At 45.0% G+C, this 17336-nt stretch carries 12 protein-coding genes; 7 read left to right on the top strand and 5 right to left on the bottom strand.

Annotation, left to right across the window (positions count from 1 at the left end; genetic code table 11):
- Positions 1-132: 132 nt before the first annotated feature.
- From RJ41_RS09650 to RJ41_RS09630, 5 genes are all read left to right on the top strand, one after another.
- Positions 133-1182, top strand: a complete 1050-nt coding sequence (locus RJ41_RS09650; protein WP_039219866.1) for an efflux RND transporter periplasmic adaptor subunit — start codon at positions 133-135, stop codon at positions 1180-1182.
- 13 nt (positions 1183-1195) lie between these two features.
- The gene (locus tag RJ41_RS09645) at positions 1196-4303 is read left to right on the top strand and encodes an efflux RND transporter permease subunit (protein WP_039219863.1); all 3108 of its coding nucleotides are present in this window, start codon (positions 1196-1198) and stop codon (positions 4301-4303) included.
- A 500-nt stretch (positions 4304-4803) separates the two neighbouring features.
- The gene (locus RJ41_RS09640; RefSeq protein WP_039219861.1) at positions 4804-5208 is read left to right on the top strand and encodes a type 2 periplasmic-binding domain-containing protein; all 405 of its coding nucleotides are present in this window, start codon (positions 4804-4806) and stop codon (positions 5206-5208) included.
- Positions 5209-5242: 34 nt separating this feature from the next.
- Positions 5243-6424: a topoisomerase IV gene (locus RJ41_RS09635; RefSeq protein ID WP_039219859.1), complete on the top strand. Its 1182-nt coding sequence runs from the start codon at positions 5243-5245 to the stop codon at positions 6422-6424.
- A 143-nt stretch (positions 6425-6567) separates the two neighbouring features.
- On the top strand, positions 6568-8187 hold the full coding sequence (locus RJ41_RS09630; RefSeq protein ID WP_039219856.1) for a methyl-accepting chemotaxis protein: 1620 nt from the start codon (positions 6568-6570) through the stop codon (positions 8185-8187).
- Between the two features lie 168 nt (positions 8188-8355).
- Here the strand turns inward: RJ41_RS09630 and rpoD are convergent, their stop codons facing one another.
- The 4 genes from rpoD to rpsU form a co-directional block, all read right to left on the bottom strand.
- A complete protein-coding gene (rpoD, locus tag RJ41_RS09625) occupies positions 8356-10188 on the bottom strand; it encodes an RNA polymerase sigma factor RpoD (protein WP_039219853.1) in 1833 nt (610 codons plus the stop codon).
- 494 nt (positions 10189-10682) lie between these two features.
- Entirely contained in the window at positions 10683-12461 is a 1779-nt protein-coding gene (gene dnaG / locus RJ41_RS09620; protein ID WP_039219851.1) for a DNA primase, read from the bottom strand.
- 189 nt (positions 12462-12650) lie between these two features.
- The gene (locus tag RJ41_RS09615) at positions 12651-13097 is read right to left on the bottom strand and encodes a GatB/YqeY domain-containing protein (protein ID WP_012517256.1); all 447 of its coding nucleotides are present in this window, start codon (positions 13095-13097) and stop codon (positions 12651-12653) included.
- A 239-nt stretch (positions 13098-13336) separates the two neighbouring features.
- Positions 13337-13552 (bottom strand): 30S ribosomal protein S21, encoded by a 216-nt coding sequence (gene rpsU, locus RJ41_RS09610; RefSeq protein WP_012517258.1) that lies wholly within the window; start codon positions 13550-13552, stop codon positions 13337-13339.
- A gap of 524 nt (positions 13553-14076) precedes the next feature.
- On the opposite strand from rpsU, the gene tsaD reads away from it, so the two are divergent.
- Together tsaD and RJ41_RS09600 are read left to right on the top strand one after the other, a co-directional pair.
- Positions 14077-15102: a tRNA (adenosine(37)-N6)-threonylcarbamoyltransferase complex transferase subunit TsaD gene (tsaD, locus tag RJ41_RS09605; RefSeq protein ID WP_039219843.1), complete on the top strand. Its 1026-nt coding sequence runs from the start codon at positions 14077-14079 to the stop codon at positions 15100-15102.
- Between the two features lie 192 nt (positions 15103-15294).
- A complete protein-coding gene (locus tag RJ41_RS09600; protein ID WP_039219841.1) occupies positions 15295-16611 on the top strand; it encodes an alkaline phosphatase family protein in 1317 nt (438 codons plus the stop codon).
- On the opposite strand, the gene plsY is transcribed toward RJ41_RS09600, so the two are convergent.
- Positions 16601-17203: a glycerol-3-phosphate 1-O-acyltransferase PlsY gene (gene plsY, locus RJ41_RS09595; protein ID WP_039219837.1), complete on the bottom strand. Its 603-nt coding sequence runs from the start codon at positions 17201-17203 to the stop codon at positions 16601-16603. The genes RJ41_RS09600 and plsY overlap by 11 nt on opposite strands.
- Between the last annotated feature and the right edge of the window lie 133 nt (positions 17204-17336).

The following is a 17336-nucleotide window of genomic DNA, read 5'->3' as shown; positions in this document are numbered from 1 at the left end:
ATAACGCGGTACACGAAACAATGTTTGGGAACGCTCACGTTTAACGTTAAGCGAATTTGTGTACTTGAGTGTCCGTTGAGCGCTTAAAAAATTCTTGCTCAAAGGAATACTATTTTACCAATAGGAAAGGTTATGTCTTTACGATTATCGTTATCACCCTTGTTACTAGGCGTGGTGCTACTTGCTGGCGTTGTGGTGTATTTGAATATGCCTCAGGAAGAAAGTAAACAAAACGCCGGCGCAAGAGCTACGCCAGTTAAAACGGGCGTTGTTTCGTCTCAAGCCTTTCCTATCACCATAGAGTCACTGGGTACGGCTACCGCAAACGAGTCAGTAAATGTCACTGCACAAGTTACCGATACGGTAAAGGCAATAAACTTTAATGATGGCGATAAAGTAGTAGAAGGCGAGCTTCTGGTGCAGCTTAATAACACCGAAGAGCGGGCTAGAGTAGAAGAGCTAAAAGCAAATATTGATGAAGCTAAACGTCAGTTTACCCGTATCGCTGACCTGCGTCAGTCAAATGCAACGTCTGAACAACTTCTCGATGAACAACAAGCCCGAGTGAAAGCGCTACAAGCCCAGTTAGACATTGCCTTGGCTCAGCTTAATGACCTTCAAGTTCGCGCGCCATTTAGTGGGTTTTTAGGCAACCGTGAAATCAGCATTGGTTCACTAGTACAGCCCGGAGACACCATTACTAGTTTAGATGACATTAGTCTCATTAAAGTTGACTTCAGTATTGCTGAAAATCACCTTGCAAGCGTGGCGAAAGGACAGTCGGTTAGTGCATCCTCAGTGGCTTATCCTGGGGAAGCATTTACGGGGAAAATCACCAATATCGATACACGCCTTGATCCCATTAGTCGCTCCATTCGCGTGCGCGCAACCATTGACAATCAAGACGGGCGCCTTCGCCCGGGAATGTTGCTTACAGTGGTGGTAGAAAAACGTGTGCTTAACGCCTTAGTCCTACCGGAAAAAGCATTAGTTCCAGTACAAGATAAGCAATACGTTTATGTGGTTAAAGATGATGTTGCCCATCAAACAGAAGTGAAAATAGGCGAACGCCGCCCAGGGCTAGTACAAATTGTTAACGGGTTGAACGAAGGAGACGAAGTGATAACCGAAGGTACACTTCGCGTGCGCGATCAGTCTCCAGTTAATGTGTTAAACCGCTAGGAGGCACGCAGTCATGTTATTGTCAGACGTTTCTGTGAAGCGCCCGGTTTTTGCAACCGTAATCAATCTACTGCTGATTATTTTTGGTATTGTCGCTTTTTCCATGCTGAGTTTGCGCGAATACCCAGACATTGACCCGCCTATTGTATCGGTAAGTACAACCTACACGGGCGCCTCCGCGAACATAGTGGAAACCCGAATTACCCAGCTATTAGAAGACAGAATTTCAGGTATTGAGGGGATTAAAAACGTTACATCTACGTCTCGTAATGGTCGTTCAGACATTACCATTGAATTTAAGCTCTCTCGTGATATTGATGCTGCCGCGAATGACGTGCGCGAGCGAGTAAGTCGCGCACTCAATAACCTGCCAGACCAAGCCGACCCACCAGAAGTATCGAAAGCGAACTCAGATGAAAGTGCCGTGGTGTGGTACAACCTTAGAAGCACGAACCTTAATACCATGGAGCTGACAGATTACGCTGAGCGGGTATTAGTGGATAGGCTTTCGATTGTAGATGGCGTGGCCCGTATACAAATTGGCGGTGGAAGACGGTATGCCATGAAAGTGTTCTTAGACCGCAATGCTATGGCGGCTAGAGGCATAACCGTAAGTGATGTAGAGCAAGTTATACGTGCTGAAAATGTAGAATTACCAGCAGGTGAAGTAGAAAGTACGGACCGCAACTTCGAAGTTCGCGTAGCACGCACCTTTCTAACACCTGACGACTTCGCGGCGCTAACGGTTGCCGTAGGAGACAACGGTTATCTTGTGCGACTTGGTGAAATTGCTAATGTTGAGTTAACCGCCGAAGATGACGAAACCGAGTTTCGTGGCGATGGCGTTAACATGATAGGGCTTGGTATTATCAAGCAATCAAAGGCAAACACACTTGAAGTAGCCCGCGCAGCGAAAGCGCAAATTGAAAGAATAGAAGCTACCTTGCCAGATAATATCTTTATTGTGCCAAGCTACGATTCGTCGGTGTTTATCGAAGCGTCGATTGACGAAGTGTATGAGACACTGGCTATCGCAATGCTAATGGTAGTGATCGTGATTTACCTTTTCCTGGGGAATATTCGCGCAACGCTTATCCCCGCGGTCACTGTCCCTGTCTCTATTATCGCCGCATTTATTGTGATGTATGCGCTGGGCTTCTCAATTAACCTACTTACGCTACTTGCTATGGTATTAGCCATTGGCCTTGTAGTGGATGACGCTATTGTTGTGCTTGAGAACATCTATCGACGCATAGAAATGGGAGAGCCGCCTATTTTGGCTGCCTATCGAGGGGCCAGAGAGGTAGGTTTTGCCGTAATTGCCACAACGTTAGTGTTGATTTCTGTGTTTGTTCCATTGGTATTTCTTGAAGGAAATATTGGACGGTTATTTACCGAATTTGCGTTGGCCATTGCTGCAGCAGTGGCATTTTCAAGTTTCACGGCTCTCACGCTATCCCCCATGATGGCGTCAAAAATACTCAAAAAGCGCCCCCGTTCTTCTGGCTTTGGTAGTTGGATGGACAAGCGGTTTACACAGCTAGAAACAGGCTATTTTAATACGTTAGGCAAAACACTCCATCAACCCATTCTAATGTTACTTTTACTAGCAATTGCGGTTGTAGCGTTAGTTCAGCTTTCAGAGAAAGTGCCAAGTGAGTTTGTGCCTAAAGAAGACAGAGGCAACTTTTTTATCTTAATGAATGCGCAAGAGGGCGCAAGTTTTGAGAGTAATGCAAGAAACCTCGAACAAATCGAGAGCATTCTAATGCCCTATCGAGAAAGCGGTAAAATTAATCGTCTGTTGGTTAGAACACCTGGTTTCGGAGGAAATGCGGGGATTGCGATAGTTGGCTCTGCAGACTGGGACAAACGAGATTTCAGTACATTTTCTTTAATGGATGAAATTAGTGCCAAGCTAAACAATGTACCTGACGTCCGTGCTTTTGCAATTATGCGTAGCGGTATATCGGGAGGTGGACTAGGCCGCCCTGTTCAGTTTGTTCTTCAAGGGGACACCTACGAAAACCTAGTTGAGTGGCGCGACACGGTAATACAAAAAGCCGCGCAAAACCCAGGGCTGATTCGACTAGACTCTGACTACAAGGAGACGTCACCCCAGCTGTTAGTAAATATAAATCGTGACCGGGCAGCAGACTTGGGCGTATCAATTAGTGATATTGGTGGTACGTTAGAGGTCATGCTTGGGCAGCGTAGGGTGTCGACTTTCCTCGATAGAGGGGAAGAATACGATGTCATCATGGAAGGTATAGAGGAAGATTTTCGAAGCCCTAACAGCATTGAGAATTTATATGTGCGCTCTTCTCGAACCGGTGAACTGATTCCCATGGATAACTTGTTAACGTTTGAAGAGCAAGCTACGTCAGCGCAGCTTAATCGTTACAACCGAATGCGTGCTGTGACTATTTCGGCGAATCTGGCAGATGGCTATACATTGGGAGAAGCGCTTACATACTTAGAAGATATTGTTGCCACTGAATTGCCAGACAATGTTTCTATTGATTACAAAGGTGAGTCTCAACTTTATCAAGAGGCGGGTAACTCATTTGTTTATGTTTTCATGTTGGCGCTTGCTGTGACTTATTTAATATTAGCAGCGCAGTTTGAAAGCTGGGTACACCCATTGGTTATTATGCTCACCGTGCCGCTGGCCTTGGTTGGTGCCTACATTGGGCTGTTTTTCAGCAATATGACGATTAATATCTACAGTCAAATTGGTTTGGTTATGCTTATTGGACTTGCTGCCAAAAACGGTATTCTGATTGTGGAGTTTGCTAATCAACTTCGCGACGCTGGTATGGAGTTTGAACAAGCACTTAAGCGAGCAGCCGCCCAGCGTTTAAGACCCATAGTGATGACTGGCTTTACCACGGTATTTAGCTCGCTGCCTCTTGTACTTGCCTCTGGGCCAGGCGCTGAGAGCAGAATGGTGATCGGTATGGTTATTTTTTCGGGTGTGCTTCTATCAATATTTATGACCCTCTACGTGGTTCCAACTGCGTACAGTTGGCTAGCAAGAAATACAGGCTCTCCAATGCAGCGAACCAATAAAATTGACGAGCTGGAGAAAGCGATGTCCTATAAAAAAGGCGAGTCTTAACGGCTCGCCCCACTGTTTTTTGTTTGAATTTCACTCAGTCGCCAACATTCGTTGGCGCAAACTGGATAACCTTAAGGTATGCATTTTCATACTGAAATATAGGTTTCCATCACTTGTAATGCCTGTCTTCCTGATTTCAAGTTATTGATTTTAGATGATTATAATCCCAATTGGGTCATCTATTTAACTTGCTTATAGGTAACTATAAGTTTCAAAGGTATACATTAGACAATTGTATAGTTGTTTAACTTTCTACTTTCACTACACTGCGCGCCATTCCCAAATGCATATATAAGTTATTAATTTACATAAGGTAAAAATTTAAAGCTTAAAGTGGCGAATATTGTATTTGTGACCAATACTTACTTCGTTGTAAATGTTTGGACACTCAAGTACATGCTTGCTTTTAATCGCTCAAATACGCAAAAGTCGTTTTTAGCGCCTTCATAAATAGCAAAGAGCGATGAGCTAGCATTCACACAGACTCCAGAGGACATATGATGAAAAAATGGATACTTGCAGCAGGACTTTGCTGCAACGTTGCGATTGCTGATGTAGCAGTCATCGTGCATCCCAGCAATGGAGATGCGCTAGACAAAGATAGCATTAGCCGACTTTTCTTAAATAAAGCAAAAGCTTTTCCTAGCGGTACACAAGCTGAACCTGTTGCGCTAGCAGAAGGGCAAGCCGCCACTGATGAATTTAACGGAAAAGTATTAAACAAAACTGCAGCACAGCTTACTGCGTTTTGGTCAAAGCTCGTATTTACCGGTAAAGGTCAACCACCAAAAGCATTAGGTAGCGACGCAGAAGTGATATCTGCTGTAGCAGGTAATCCTGGCGCTATTGGTTACGTCGACGCAGGCGCTGTTAACGACAGCGTACGAGTAGTCGCTACCTTTTAACTGACCGTTTATACAAAGAATTTAAGGAACACGCATGAAAACCAAACTTGCTATCTTATCTATAGCCGGCCTGTTAGCTACTCCGGCACTGGCTGATATTCAAATTAACGGCTTTGCAAATCTTATTGGTGGTATGACACTAGACGATGACGAGTCAGTATACGACTACGACAGCGACTTTAACTTCGACCCTGCTAGTGTATTTGGACTTCAGGTGCGCGGCGATGTAAGCGACAAGCTTTCTGCTACTGCTCAGCTAGTTGGCCGTGGCAGTGAAGATTACGACGCTGATTTCGAATGGGCGTACATGACCTACGCGTTGAACAATAATTTCAACATTAGTGCGGGTCGTCTTCGTATGCCGCTATTTAAATACTCTGCGTCATTAGATATCGGTTATTCATACCACTGGCTAACACCTCCAGATGCTGTTTACGGTATTGACTTTAACAACATTGACGGTGTGCGCGTTGACTATATGAATTACTCAGGTGACTGGGAATACGGCGCACAGCTTACTGTAGGGCGTGTAGAGGCTGATACTACCATTTCTGGTACGCCAGCTGCGCTAGAGTTAGAGAACGTTGTTGCTGTTTCTTTCGAAGCCACGCGCGATTGGTTCAGTGCGCGTACTCTGTTAGGGCGTAGTAAAACCAGCGCTGCCAACGCTGACTTTGATAACTTCCTAGCTGGCATGGCGCAGTTCGGGCCTATCATTCCAACTGCAGCTTCAGTTGCTGACGATTTTAATGTAAACGAAGATACAGGTACTTTCTTTGAAGTAGCCGTTGATATCGACAAATATGATTGGTTTGTTGGTGCGGAGTTTACTCAAACAGAAGTAGATGGTTCTGTAATTGCTGATAACAAAGCGTGGTATGTAACTGCTGGTATGCGCTTTGGTAAGTTTACTCCACACATTACTTATGAAGTTGAAGAAGCAGATAACGCCACTCAATTAGGTCTGGTTGCTTCACTACCTTCATCAATCTCTACGGGTGATGCGGTAACGGATGGAACATGGGCTGCAATTTACCAAGGTGCTGCTGGTATCGCGGCGCAGCAGAAGCTAGATGTATCTGCAGTAACTGTTGGCCTTCGCTACGATGTTGAACCGGGCTTTGCTCTGAAAACAGATGTAACTTGGTACTCAGATGATCTAAATGATCTAAATGATGCAACACTGCTTAAAGTAGGCGTAAACTATACGTTCTAACTACCTGTTATGGCCTCGCACTAGGTGCGAGGCCATAATTTCATTAAAGATTTTCGCTATCAGGTAGATAAATTAGGATATGACGTGTTTTCAGGTAACACTGAAACGTAGTTAAGCGATTATAAAAAACAGTGGGATAGCTGATGAACTTTCTAAAAAAAATGCCAATTGCGACTAAGATTTTCCTTATACCAGGGATCGCAGCGCTAAGTTTTGTTATTTACTTGCTTATCACTGTTTATACCGCACTCAATAACGGTGCAACGCTAGAGAAAGTTCAGAAAGTTCAATTTCCAGCTCTTCAATTATCAGCATCAACGTTAGTTGATATGCAAAAGGTTCGCGATACCCTTGCAAGTGCAGTGACAACGGGCGATCAAGATACCCTGACTATGGCGCAAGAACTTGCTGAAGAAGCAAAAAGCGGCCTAAACCAAATTGCTTCTATTAGCCCTGAGTTTCGTAGTGAAATTTCCCGCATCTCCTCAGGCTTTGATAATTATTTCGATGTTGCCTACGACGTATCACAGTCCATGGTCAACGGCACTGCCGACTTCAGTCGTTTAGGCGAACTCTCAGCTCAAATGAATCAGTCTTACGATGGTGCCATAGCCTCTATGTCTAAATTTCGTGATGCTCAACAGGCGGCATTTGAAGAAGCATTTAAAAACACAGACAGTGCCAATACCTCGTTAATTAGCACGGGTGTAATTCTAGCCGTAGTTGTGACTATATTGCTGTTTGGAACCGCAGTTCCTATTGTTCGCGGCATTAAACAAAGCATTGATGACGTGGTTCGTTCGCTTAAAGATATTGCCCAAGAAAATGGCGACCTAACGGTTCGTATAGAAACCAAAAGCGAGGATGAAATTGGCGATCTGGTATACTGGTTCAATCAGTTTATGGACAAGCTTCAAGGCGTAGTGCGTGATGTGGTAGAAGCGAGTTTGCCGCTATCTAATTTAGCGCAGAACTTACGCGGTGTAACGGAAGAAACCCAGCGTACTATCGATGTGCAGCAAAGGTCTGCAACCAATGCTAAGCAAGCGGTAGACACCATGAGCGGTTCTGTTGATGGGGTGGCACATAGTGCTGCGCAAGCGGCAAGCGACGCTAACGAAGCCACTACAGCAGCCAGCGAAGGTCGTCAAATCGTTCAGCAAACCGTTACAAGTATACAGCAGCTTGCTGAGAACGTACGTGAAACAGCAGACGTTATTGCACGTCTAGAGTCTGATTCTAATAAAGTTGGCTCGGTGCTGGATGTGATCAAAGGTATTGCAGAGCAGACCAACCTGTTAGCACTAAATGCCGCCATTGAAGCCGCAAGAGCGGGTGAACAGGGTAGAGGCTTTGCGGTAGTCGCAGATGAAGTGAGAACGCTAGCATCGCGCACACAGCAGTCTACGGAAGAAATTCAAAGTACTATTGAACAGCTTCAAAATGCTGCTCACTCAGCGGTAGAGGTAATGTCTCGTGGTACCGAACAAGCAACTAGCAGTGTAGAGACGGCTAATAAAGCGGGAAGCAGTCTAGAAACCATTACCAGTACGATTGGGCGCATTAACCAAATGAACGAGCAAATTGCGCACAATACCGAAGACCAGCGCACCGTAGCGGTTGACATAGTTCGTCACGTTGATGAAATTCATGAGCGTACCGAGCAAACAGCGAGCCGTTCAGGTGAATTAGGCAGCATGTGTAATGAGCTTGCTGACCTGGCGCAGCACCTTGAGTCAATTGCGAAGCAATTCAGAGTGTAACACCTTATCAAATGCTATTTAGGGCCTCCGCAAGGAGGCTTTTTTGTAGGCGCCAATTACATTTCAAAAGTCATTGTTACTAGCGCTAGTAAAGCGGAATTAGGATAAAACAAAGGCATAAAAAAATCCCCAGCCAAGGCCGGGGATTTTATTAAAGTAATGCTTTTACTATTCGTCTAAGAAGCTACGTAGCTGCTCAGAGCGGCTAGGGTGGCGAAGTTTGCGCAGTGCTTTCGCTTCAATTTGACGAATACGCTCACGGGTTACGTCAAACTGCTTGCCTACTTCTTCAAGCGTGTGGTCGGTATTCATGTCAATACCGAAACGCATACGAAGTACTTTTGCTTCACGGGCAGTAAGGCCTGCTAATACTTCCTGCGTTGCATCTTTCAAGCTACCGCCAGTTGCTGAGTCGAGGGGCTGAATAATCGTGCTGTCCTCGATAAAGTCGCCAAGATGTGAATCTTCATCATCACCGATAGGGGTTTCCATCGAGATTGGCTCTTTAGCAATTTTAAGTACCTTACGAATTTTGTCTTCAGGCATTAACATGCGCTCTGACAACTCTTCAGGAGTAGGCTCTCGACCCATTTCCTGAAGCATTTGACGAGAGATACGGTTAAGCTTGTTGATCGTCTCAATCATGTGAACAGGGATACGGATAGTACGCGCCTGGTCAGCAATTGAACGGGTAATTGCCTGACGAATCCACCACGTTGCATAAGTTGAGAACTTATAACCACGACGGTATTCGAACTTATCCACCGCCTTCATTAGACCAATGTTACCCTCTTGAATAAGGTCTAGGAATTGAAGACCACGGTTGGTGTACTTCTTAGCAATTGAGATTACAAGACGTAAGTTAGCTTCAACCATTTCTTTCTTCGCGCGGCGTGCTTTCGCTTCGCCGATTGACATGCGACGGTTGATGTCTTTGATATCTGCGATCACCAAGCCAGTTTCCTGTTCAACTTGGTTCATCTTGCTAATACAGCGCTCAATTTCTTCCTGATTTACAGCAAGGTCAGCGGCGTATGGTGCACCTGATTTAACTGCTTCATGTAACCATGCATTAGACGTTTCGTTGCCCGCAAATGCTTTGATGAAGTCTTTCTTAGGCATTTTGGCGTTAACCACGCAGAACTTCATCACAAGGCGCTCTTGAATACGCACTTTATCCATCATCTCGCGCATGTTTTTAACCATGCGATCGAATTGCTTTGGAACCAGACGGAATTCTTTGAATACATCACTCAATGCGTTGATTTGTGCGCGAGAGTCAGCATGAGCACGACCTTTCTTCTCGATGACTTCACGAGTTTTTAGGTATTGTTCACGTAGCTCAGTGAAGCGTTCACGGGCTAGCTCTGGGTCTACACCGCTATCGTCTTCATCGCTGTCTTCATCATCTTCATCGTCGTCTTCATCATCTAACTCTTCTTCAGATAATTCAGAACCAACGTGAGTAGCCGTTGGAGCAAGGTCTTGCTCATCGTTAGGATCAACAAAGCCAGAGATGATGTCGCTCAAGCGAATTTCTTCTGCTTCGTAAAGATCCCACTGGTCTAATAGATAAGTGATAGCTTCTGGGTATTCAGCAACTGAACATTGTACCTGGTTGATACCATCTTCAATTCGTTTAGCGATTTCAATTTCGCCTTCACGAGTAAGAAGTTCAACCGTACCCATTTCACGCATGTACATGCGAACTGGGTCAGTCGTACGGCCAATTTCACTTTCTACAGTAGCTAGTGCCTGAGCTGCCGCTTCTGCAGCATCTTCATCAGCATTCGCTTCTTGCATGAGAAGTTCGTCTGCATCAGGAGCTGATTCAGAAACTTGAATTCCCATGTCGTTAATCATGCGGATTATGTCTTCGATTTGATCAGAATCGACAATATCTTGCGGCAGGTGGTCGTTTACTTCTGCAAAGGTTAAGTAACCTTGCTCTTTACCTTTTGCAATCAGGAGTTTAATCTGAGACTGCTTGCTTTGCGCCATATAACCTACACTTCTCACATTCAATTAGTTTGCAATAGAAAAGACAACATACGTCTAGGTATGTTCCCCGTTCTGCTGTAGTACTGCTTTTGTATCAAGGCCGTTAATGCTCGATGCCACGCTGGTGTAAACCATTATTTTGCGATGCACATCTGCTCGGGTTCGGATCTGCCCGTTATGTTCGGCTATATCTTTGCTACTCGTGCTGCTGTATTTTTGTTCACTTTATAGTGAATGAGACACGTTTATATGTGCCCACAGCGAATTAGCCAGTATAGCAGAATAAACGGTGGTTTTACCAGATTGATGGCCGATTTTTTAGCCAGTGTTTTTAAGCTATAAAACAGCGCATACTTACAGCGCGTATTCCAGACAGCGCGTATTCTAGCTAAACCAATCTTGTTAACTTAATCTCACTAACATAGGCGTTTAAAAAAGCCTTATGCAAAAGCCTACAGAAGAACAGGATAACCTCTAGGTCAGTTTGCCCAAGGTTAACTTTTCTGTCTTTCCCTCATAAGCAGGTTCAATTCCTGTTTTTCCGCCTGTGTCAGCGGCTGAACCCGCGAGCGTGAAATTAAGGTTTCAATGCGGCTATCGAAATGCCCGTCCAGTAAGCGAGCGAAGCTGTCGTTATAAACCCGTTCAGCATCCTCGTCTTTAACCAAGTGTTCTTGTAACAATAATTTCGCGATAGTAGAAGAATGGGGATGGTCGCGGAAATTTTCAACAAGCTGCGCGGTTTTTGCTTGAGGATGACTTACGCAATAGCGATGAACATCGCGTAATAAATCCATACCAGCAGCGTTGCTGCCCGCAAAAATATCAATTTGAACGTCTTCACATAGTGTGGCTAATTCAGGTTTATCAAGCAGCAAGCGTATCAGCATACGAAGCGGTGACAGTTTAGGCTTGTTTACTTGATTGCGATTCGGAGAATAAGCTTGCTTCGAACCTTGATTGGCTTTGGTGATATCTTGCTGAAGTTTAAACCGATCGAACTCGCCAGTGTGCTTGGCTAATTCTTCCAGCAGCATTTGCTTTTGATCATCACCTAATGTGCTCTCGATAAGCGGCATTGCCGCTTTCTTAAGGGCAATTTTACCTTCCGGCGTGCCCACATTGTGCGTCTTTAATAAGTTTTCAAAGAAAAAGCGGGATAAAGGCATGGCGTCATTTAGCATCTCCATAAACGCATCTTTCCCCACCTGACGCACCATAGTGTCAGGGTCTTCGCCATCGGGTAAGAATAAAAACGAAATACGTACGCCGTCTTTTAGTGCGGGTAGGGCGTTTTCTAACGCGCGCCATGCGGCCTCACGACCAGCGCGGTCACCGTCGTAACAACACACAATGTGAGACGTAGCGCGAACCAGCATTTGAATATGTTCAGGCGTGGTAGCTGTACCTAGCGCAGCAGTAGCAATATTAATATCGAACTGACTGAGTGCCACTACGTCCATGTAGCCTTCTACAATCACGACGGTATCCAGGCTACGATTTTTTTGTCTGGCAGAATAAAAGCCAAAGAGCTCACTGCCTTTGTGGAAAATGCGGGTTTCTGGCGAGTTTAAGTATTTAGGGCCGCCGTCATCTAATACTCGGCCACCAAAACCCACCACACGACCCCGTTTGTCCCTGATAGGAAACATAATGCGGTCGCGGAAGAAGTCGTAGGTACGTCCTTGGTCATTCTTATTGACTAGCTTTAAATCGACCAGCTGTTTGACGCGCTGTGGATCTTTGCCAAAGGTATTTAGCAGTGCGTCCCAACTGTCTGGCGCGTAGCCAATTTCCCATAGCTTAACGATATCGCCGCTTAACCCACGGTTTTTCAAATAGTCGATGGCTTTTTTGCTATTACCATTTTGGCGTAACTGATGCTGGAAGAAGCGCGCAACTTGCTCCATGACTGCATAATCGTCTTGCTGTTGCTGCTTTTTCTCTTCGCTCATGGCAGGGCGACTGCCTTTTTCACGGGGGACTTCAAGCCCGTGATAGCGCGCTAGCTCTTCAATGGCCTCGACAAATTCTAAGCGGTCGAATTCCATAATAAACGAGATAGCGTTACCGTGAGCGCCACAGCCGAAACAGTGGTAAAACTGTTTGTCTTGACTAACAGTGAAAGATGGCGACTTTTCGTTATGAAAAGGGCAGCACGCTTGGTAGTTTTTACCTGCTTTTTTAAGTTTAACTCGGCTATCTACCACTTCTACCACATCGGTACGTGACAGCAAGTCGTCTATAAAATCGCGAGGTATCTTTCCAGCCATGAGGGTACTTTCAAAAAGGGTTAGTTAAAAAAGAATGAGAAAAGCACAAGTCGTAACTACGCTTCAAGCGACAAGCTACAACATTATGAAAACAGTAATCTACTTTAACAGGGAAGTGTAAAAATGAGAACAATGAAGGTGTGACAATGCACACCTTCTACACGCTTCACTTTTACGAAAGGGCAGAGTTTAAGCGTTCAAACGCGCCTTAATTTTTGCACTCAAAGCACCCATGTCGGTGCGGCCTTGAACCTTAGGTTTCAAGGCGCCCATGACTTTACCCATATCCTGCATACCCGATGCTCCAGTCGCAGCCATGGTTTCGTCGATAAGTGCATTTAGCTCATCGTCAGTCAAAGGCTGAGGTAAGAAATCTTCAATGTAAGTGATTTCTTCACGTTCTTTGCTAGCTAGGTCGTCGCGGTTTGCTGCGTCATATTGTGCAGCCGCGTCTTGGCGCTGCTTAACCATTTTGGTTAGTACCGCTAAGATTGCGCTATCGTCTAGCGTAATTTGTTCATCGATTTCTTTTTGCTTAATGGCAGCCATTGCCATACGAATAGTACCAAGACGTACTTTTTCTTTTGCACGCATCGCATCTTTTTGCGCTGCTTTTAAATCATCAATTAGTGCCATGATGTTTCCTGATTTTTTATTAGTAGATTGAGCTGATACCAATACGCATAGGTCATTGCCCACCCAGAAGGTAATAATCTATGCGGACTGGTATTATTAAGCCCCAGGTTGAAAATCAAATGCAACCATTTGAAAAGGAAAAAATGGAGTCGATAAGAATAAGGCCAAAAAATAGAGGCCCAGAAACGCGAAAGGTGCTGCAATTGCAACACCTTTCAGACTCGTTACTTAACCCTATATTAGTAGAGTTTTACGCGACGTGCGTTTTCACGAGCTAGCTTCTTAAGATGACGCTTCTTAGCGGCAGCTTTCTTGCGCTTGCGTTCCCAAGTTGGCTTTTCGAAGAATTCACGACGACGAACTTCAGAAAGAACACCTGCTTTTTCACAAGAACGCTTAAAACGACGCAGCGCCACATCAAACGGCTCGTTTTCTCTAACTTTAACGATAGGCATTAAACACTCACCTCAAAACTTTTACTGTGTAAATCCGGGTAAAATTGTGCGCTAAAAAGGCCACCCGGGTTAAAAATGGTGCGAAATTCTAATCATATCTACAGAGAAAGTAAAGGATGAATTGCCAAAAAATAGCCAATATTGTGCATTTACCGTTCATTTACCTGTTCACTGGCATTCCATGAATGCAGGATTAAAGGTAAACTCTGCGCTCGTTAAGCACCGGGTTGTTTAACTCGGCTCGTAGTAAGCGCCCTTTTCAGAATGTTTTCTTGTTCAATTTCCTTTTGAAAGACGATTGTGATCAAAAGTGTGAAATTGGGTAATCCTGACTAGGGTAGTATTATGATCGCGGCGGGATCATAAAGATGATCGCGCCAGATCGCCAGAATTATTTAGTCAGTTTTTGGTATTCGCGTTAACAATGTGGTTTGCAACAACGGTACGAAGACCTTTTGTATTAAGCAGACGGTAGCAGATCCAAAAACTAGGCATTGAAGTTAGTAGTAAAAGGGTTACTCCCCATGCGTATTTTAGGAATAGAAACATCTTGTGACGAAACTGGCATCGCCGTTTACGACGATGAAAAAGGGTTGCTGTCGCACGAGCTATACAGCCAAGTTAAGCTGCACGCCGACTATGGTGGCGTAGTACCTGAACTTGCCTCACGGGACCACGTGAGAAAGATCATTCCTTTAATTGAAAAGGCTATGGAAGACGCCGACACACAACCGTCGGACATTGACGGTGTTGCTTTTACCCAAGGCCCAGGTTTAGTAGGGGCATTGTTAGTGGGTTCGTCTGTCGGGCGTTCATTGGCCTATGCGTGGAATGTGCCAGCAGTGGGCGTTCATCATATGGAAGGGCATTTATTAGCGCCTATGCTTGAAGACGACGCACCTGAATTTCCTTTTGTTGCGTTATTGGTTTCAGGTGGCCACTCAATGCTAGTGAAAGTCGAAGGCATTGGTCAATATGAAGTACTTGGTGAGTCTATTGATGATGCCGCTGGTGAAGCCTTTGATAAAACCGCCAAGTTACTTGGCCTTGATTACCCAGGCGGCCCTCTTTTAGCAAAATTGGCTGAAAAGGGAGAAGCGGGACACTATAAGTTTCCTCGCCCGATGACCGACAGACCAGGACTAGATTTCAGCTTCAGCGGTCTTAAAACCTTTGCGGCAAACACCATTCGCGATGCTGACCTAACCGGTGGTGATGCTGAGCAAATTAAAGCCAATATTGCCTACGCGTTTCAAGAAGCCGTTGTTGATACGCTTATTATAAAATGTAAGCGAGCATTAAAGCAGACTGGTATGAAGCGTTTGGTTATTGCTGGCGGCGTAAGTGCAAATACAATGTTGCGCAGTGAGATGAAAGCCCTGATGCAAGAGCTAAAAGGTGAGGTGTTTTATCCTAGCTTAGCGTATTGTACAGACAATGGTGCCATGATTGCCTATGCGGGCATGCAGCGTTTGAAAGCTGGGGAAACCTTGGCCTTGTCTTCACAAGCCAAGCCGCGCTGGCCCCTTGATACTTTATCGGCGATTTAGGTATTCATAAAAAACCGGTAATTAGGCGCCACACCTCGTTGTAAACGCTACTATGTCTTCTCTACGTTCACTGGGAAAATATTGAGCATAGCAAGCAGGTAAAATAAAAAAGCATAAATAAAAGGCAATGGGAGCGCATTCCATTGCCTTTTGTTTTACTAAAATGAACCTTGAGTAAGGACGTTAAACACCATGCGCTTAGCAAAAGACGGAACAAAACAAAATGCACCGCTATTCTATTTAGCATTGTCGTTATTTATTTTGCTTACATTTGCAGCGCTCACTGCGTCTAATGCATTTGCATCAAGCAAAGCACCCTTGAATGACTTTGTAAAAGGCCTGAAGCAAGAGCAGCAAGATCAGTATGTCGTGCTCATTTCTCTTGATGGATTTCGCCACGACTATATCGAATTACACAACGCGCAACACCTTGGTGCTATTGCAAAGAAAGGGGTAAGAGCGTCGTCTATGACCCCTGTTTATCCTTCAAATACCTTTCCCAACCATATTTCACTTATCACTGGGTTATTACCGAAACACCACGGCATCGTGAACAATCGATTTTTTGATAAGTCTCGCCCAACGAAAGAAGGCTACGCGCAGTACAAGCTGGGTTACGGCGGCATGGACAGCACGTGGATTACGGCAACGCCGCTATGGAACTTAGTGGAATATCATGGCATGAAGGCAGCTACCTTCTTCTGGCCAGAGTCTGATTCACGCATATCAGGTACCTTGCCTAGCTACTTCTATCACTACTCTAAATACGCCGATTACCAACAGCGAGTAGATCAGATCATAACTTGGTTGAAACTGCCTGAGGTGTCGCGCCCTCGCTTTATTGCGGGTTATTTCTCGCTTACCGATTCGGTAGGACACGATGAAGGACCTTTTGCCGACAAAACCAATGATGCGGTGCAGGAAGTGGATGCACTTATTGGTCAACTTTATGAACGCATTAACGCATTAGATTTGCCGGTAAACTTGGTGGTGGTGTCGGACCACGGCATGACACCCATTGATGAAAGTCAGCTTATAGAAGTTGAGTCTTTATCTATACCTGATAGCTTCATTATTGAAAATGAGGGAGCGCAAGTTCATCTTTACGCCAAAGTGGGCGTGAACGATAAACAAATCACCGAAGAAACAGAACGTCTTACCCATATAGCCGAAAACCGTTACATTGTGCTTAACGATACCCAGCGCGCTGAGCGACATATGGAAGTGGGAAATAGAACCGGTGACATCATTATTGAGATAGCCCCGCCAGCACGCTTTAAAAACGCCAACAGCATGCATATTAGTAAAGGTGGGCATGGCTACATGAACACGCTGCCTGATATGGGGGCGACGTTTGTAGCAGTGGGACCTGCGTTTAAAACGAATACCACCCTACCTGTGTTTAGCAATCTGGAGGTTTATCCTGCGTTGGCCAAAATACTTGGCATTGCGCCGGTTACGCCAATAGATGGTAAGTTAGATGTGCTGGAAAAGGCGCTTACTCTTTAACTTTTCCCTTATCCCATACTTTACTTTCATTGCCCGCTAAAAGACGGGCAATGTTGTCTTTGTGGCGTAGAATGATAAGCAGCGAAAGCATTGCCACGGGCACGGTATATAAAGGCTTAATCAAAAATGTAAATAACGGCGCAAGAGATACTGCGATAAGCGCGCCTAATGAAGAATAGCCCGTAAGAAACACCACTACTACCCAACTCAAAATAAGCAAACCTGCTAAATCGAGGCCTATAGGGAGCATAGCGCCAAACGCAGTGGCGACGGCTTTTCCACCTTTGAAACCAAAATAGAGCGGAAAAATATGCCCCAAGCACGCGAAAATAGCAATGACGCCTAACATGATTGGCTCTATGCCCAGAAAGTAACTGCCGTAAACGGGAATAGTGCCTTTTAGTATATCCATAACAAGTACCAGTAGCGCAGGAATACGGCCACCCAAGCGATATACGTTAGTGGCACCTGGGTTTTTAGAGCCGGCGGTTCTCGGGTCCGGTAAACCAAATAATTGGCTTATAACCACTGCACTTGATAGTGAACCGAAGAGGTAGGCAACAGCAGCCATTAAAAGCGTTAGCGAAATCATTTTTTCATTCTAATTATCAAAAGCGTTTTAGAAGCAAGACCTTTCAGGTTTCACTTCTTTTGTAGGAGGTTAAAGGCTTTTGTCCCATTAAATTACAAAACCTTGGTTGCCCCCAGTTGTCATACAGCGGTAT

It is taken from the genome of Alteromonas marina, assembly GCF_000808575.1.
Taxonomy (GTDB): Bacteria; Pseudomonadota; Gammaproteobacteria; order Enterobacterales; family Alteromonadaceae; genus Alteromonas; species Alteromonas marina_A.
Note: the sequence above shows the minus strand (reverse complement) of the source record. Positions and strands in the feature narration are given on the sequence as shown.

Excerpts from the sequence above, each read along its gene's own strand:
- RJ41_RS09650 (WP_039219866.1), top strand. The coding sequence starts at position 133 with ATGTCTTTACGATTATCGTTATCACCCTTGTTACTAGGCGTGGTGCTA.
- RJ41_RS09645 (WP_039219863.1), top strand. The coding sequence starts at position 1,196 with ATGTTATTGTCAGACGTTTCTGTGAAGCGCCCGGTTTTTGCAACCGTA.
- RJ41_RS09640 (WP_039219861.1), top strand. The coding sequence starts at position 4,804 with ATGAAAAAATGGATACTTGCAGCAGGACTTTGCTGCAACGTTGCGATT.
- RJ41_RS09635 (WP_039219859.1), top strand. The coding sequence starts at position 5,243 with ATGAAAACCAAACTTGCTATCTTATCTATAGCCGGCCTGTTAGCTACT.
- RJ41_RS09630 (WP_039219856.1), top strand. The coding sequence starts at position 6,568 with ATGAACTTTCTAAAAAAAATGCCAATTGCGACTAAGATTTTCCTTATA.
- rpoD (WP_039219853.1), bottom strand. The coding sequence starts at position 10,188 with ATGGCGCAAAGCAAGCAGTCTCAGATTAAACTCCTGATTGCAAAAGGT.
- dnaG (WP_039219851.1), bottom strand. The coding sequence starts at position 12,461 with ATGGCTGGAAAGATACCTCGCGATTTTATAGACGACTTGCTGTCACGT.
- RJ41_RS09615 (WP_012517256.1), bottom strand. The coding sequence starts at position 13,097 with ATGGCACTAATTGATGATTTAAAAGCAGCGCAAAAAGATGCGATGCGT.
- rpsU (WP_012517258.1), bottom strand. The coding sequence starts at position 13,552 with ATGCCTATCGTTAAAGTTAGAGAAAACGAGCCGTTTGATGTGGCGCTG.
- tsaD (WP_039219843.1), top strand. The coding sequence starts at position 14,077 with ATGCGTATTTTAGGAATAGAAACATCTTGTGACGAAACTGGCATCGCC.
- RJ41_RS09600 (WP_039219841.1), top strand. The coding sequence starts at position 15,295 with ATGCGCTTAGCAAAAGACGGAACAAAACAAAATGCACCGCTATTCTAT.
- plsY (WP_039219837.1), bottom strand. The coding sequence starts at position 17,203 with ATGATTTCGCTAACGCTTTTAATGGCTGCTGTTGCCTACCTCTTCGGT.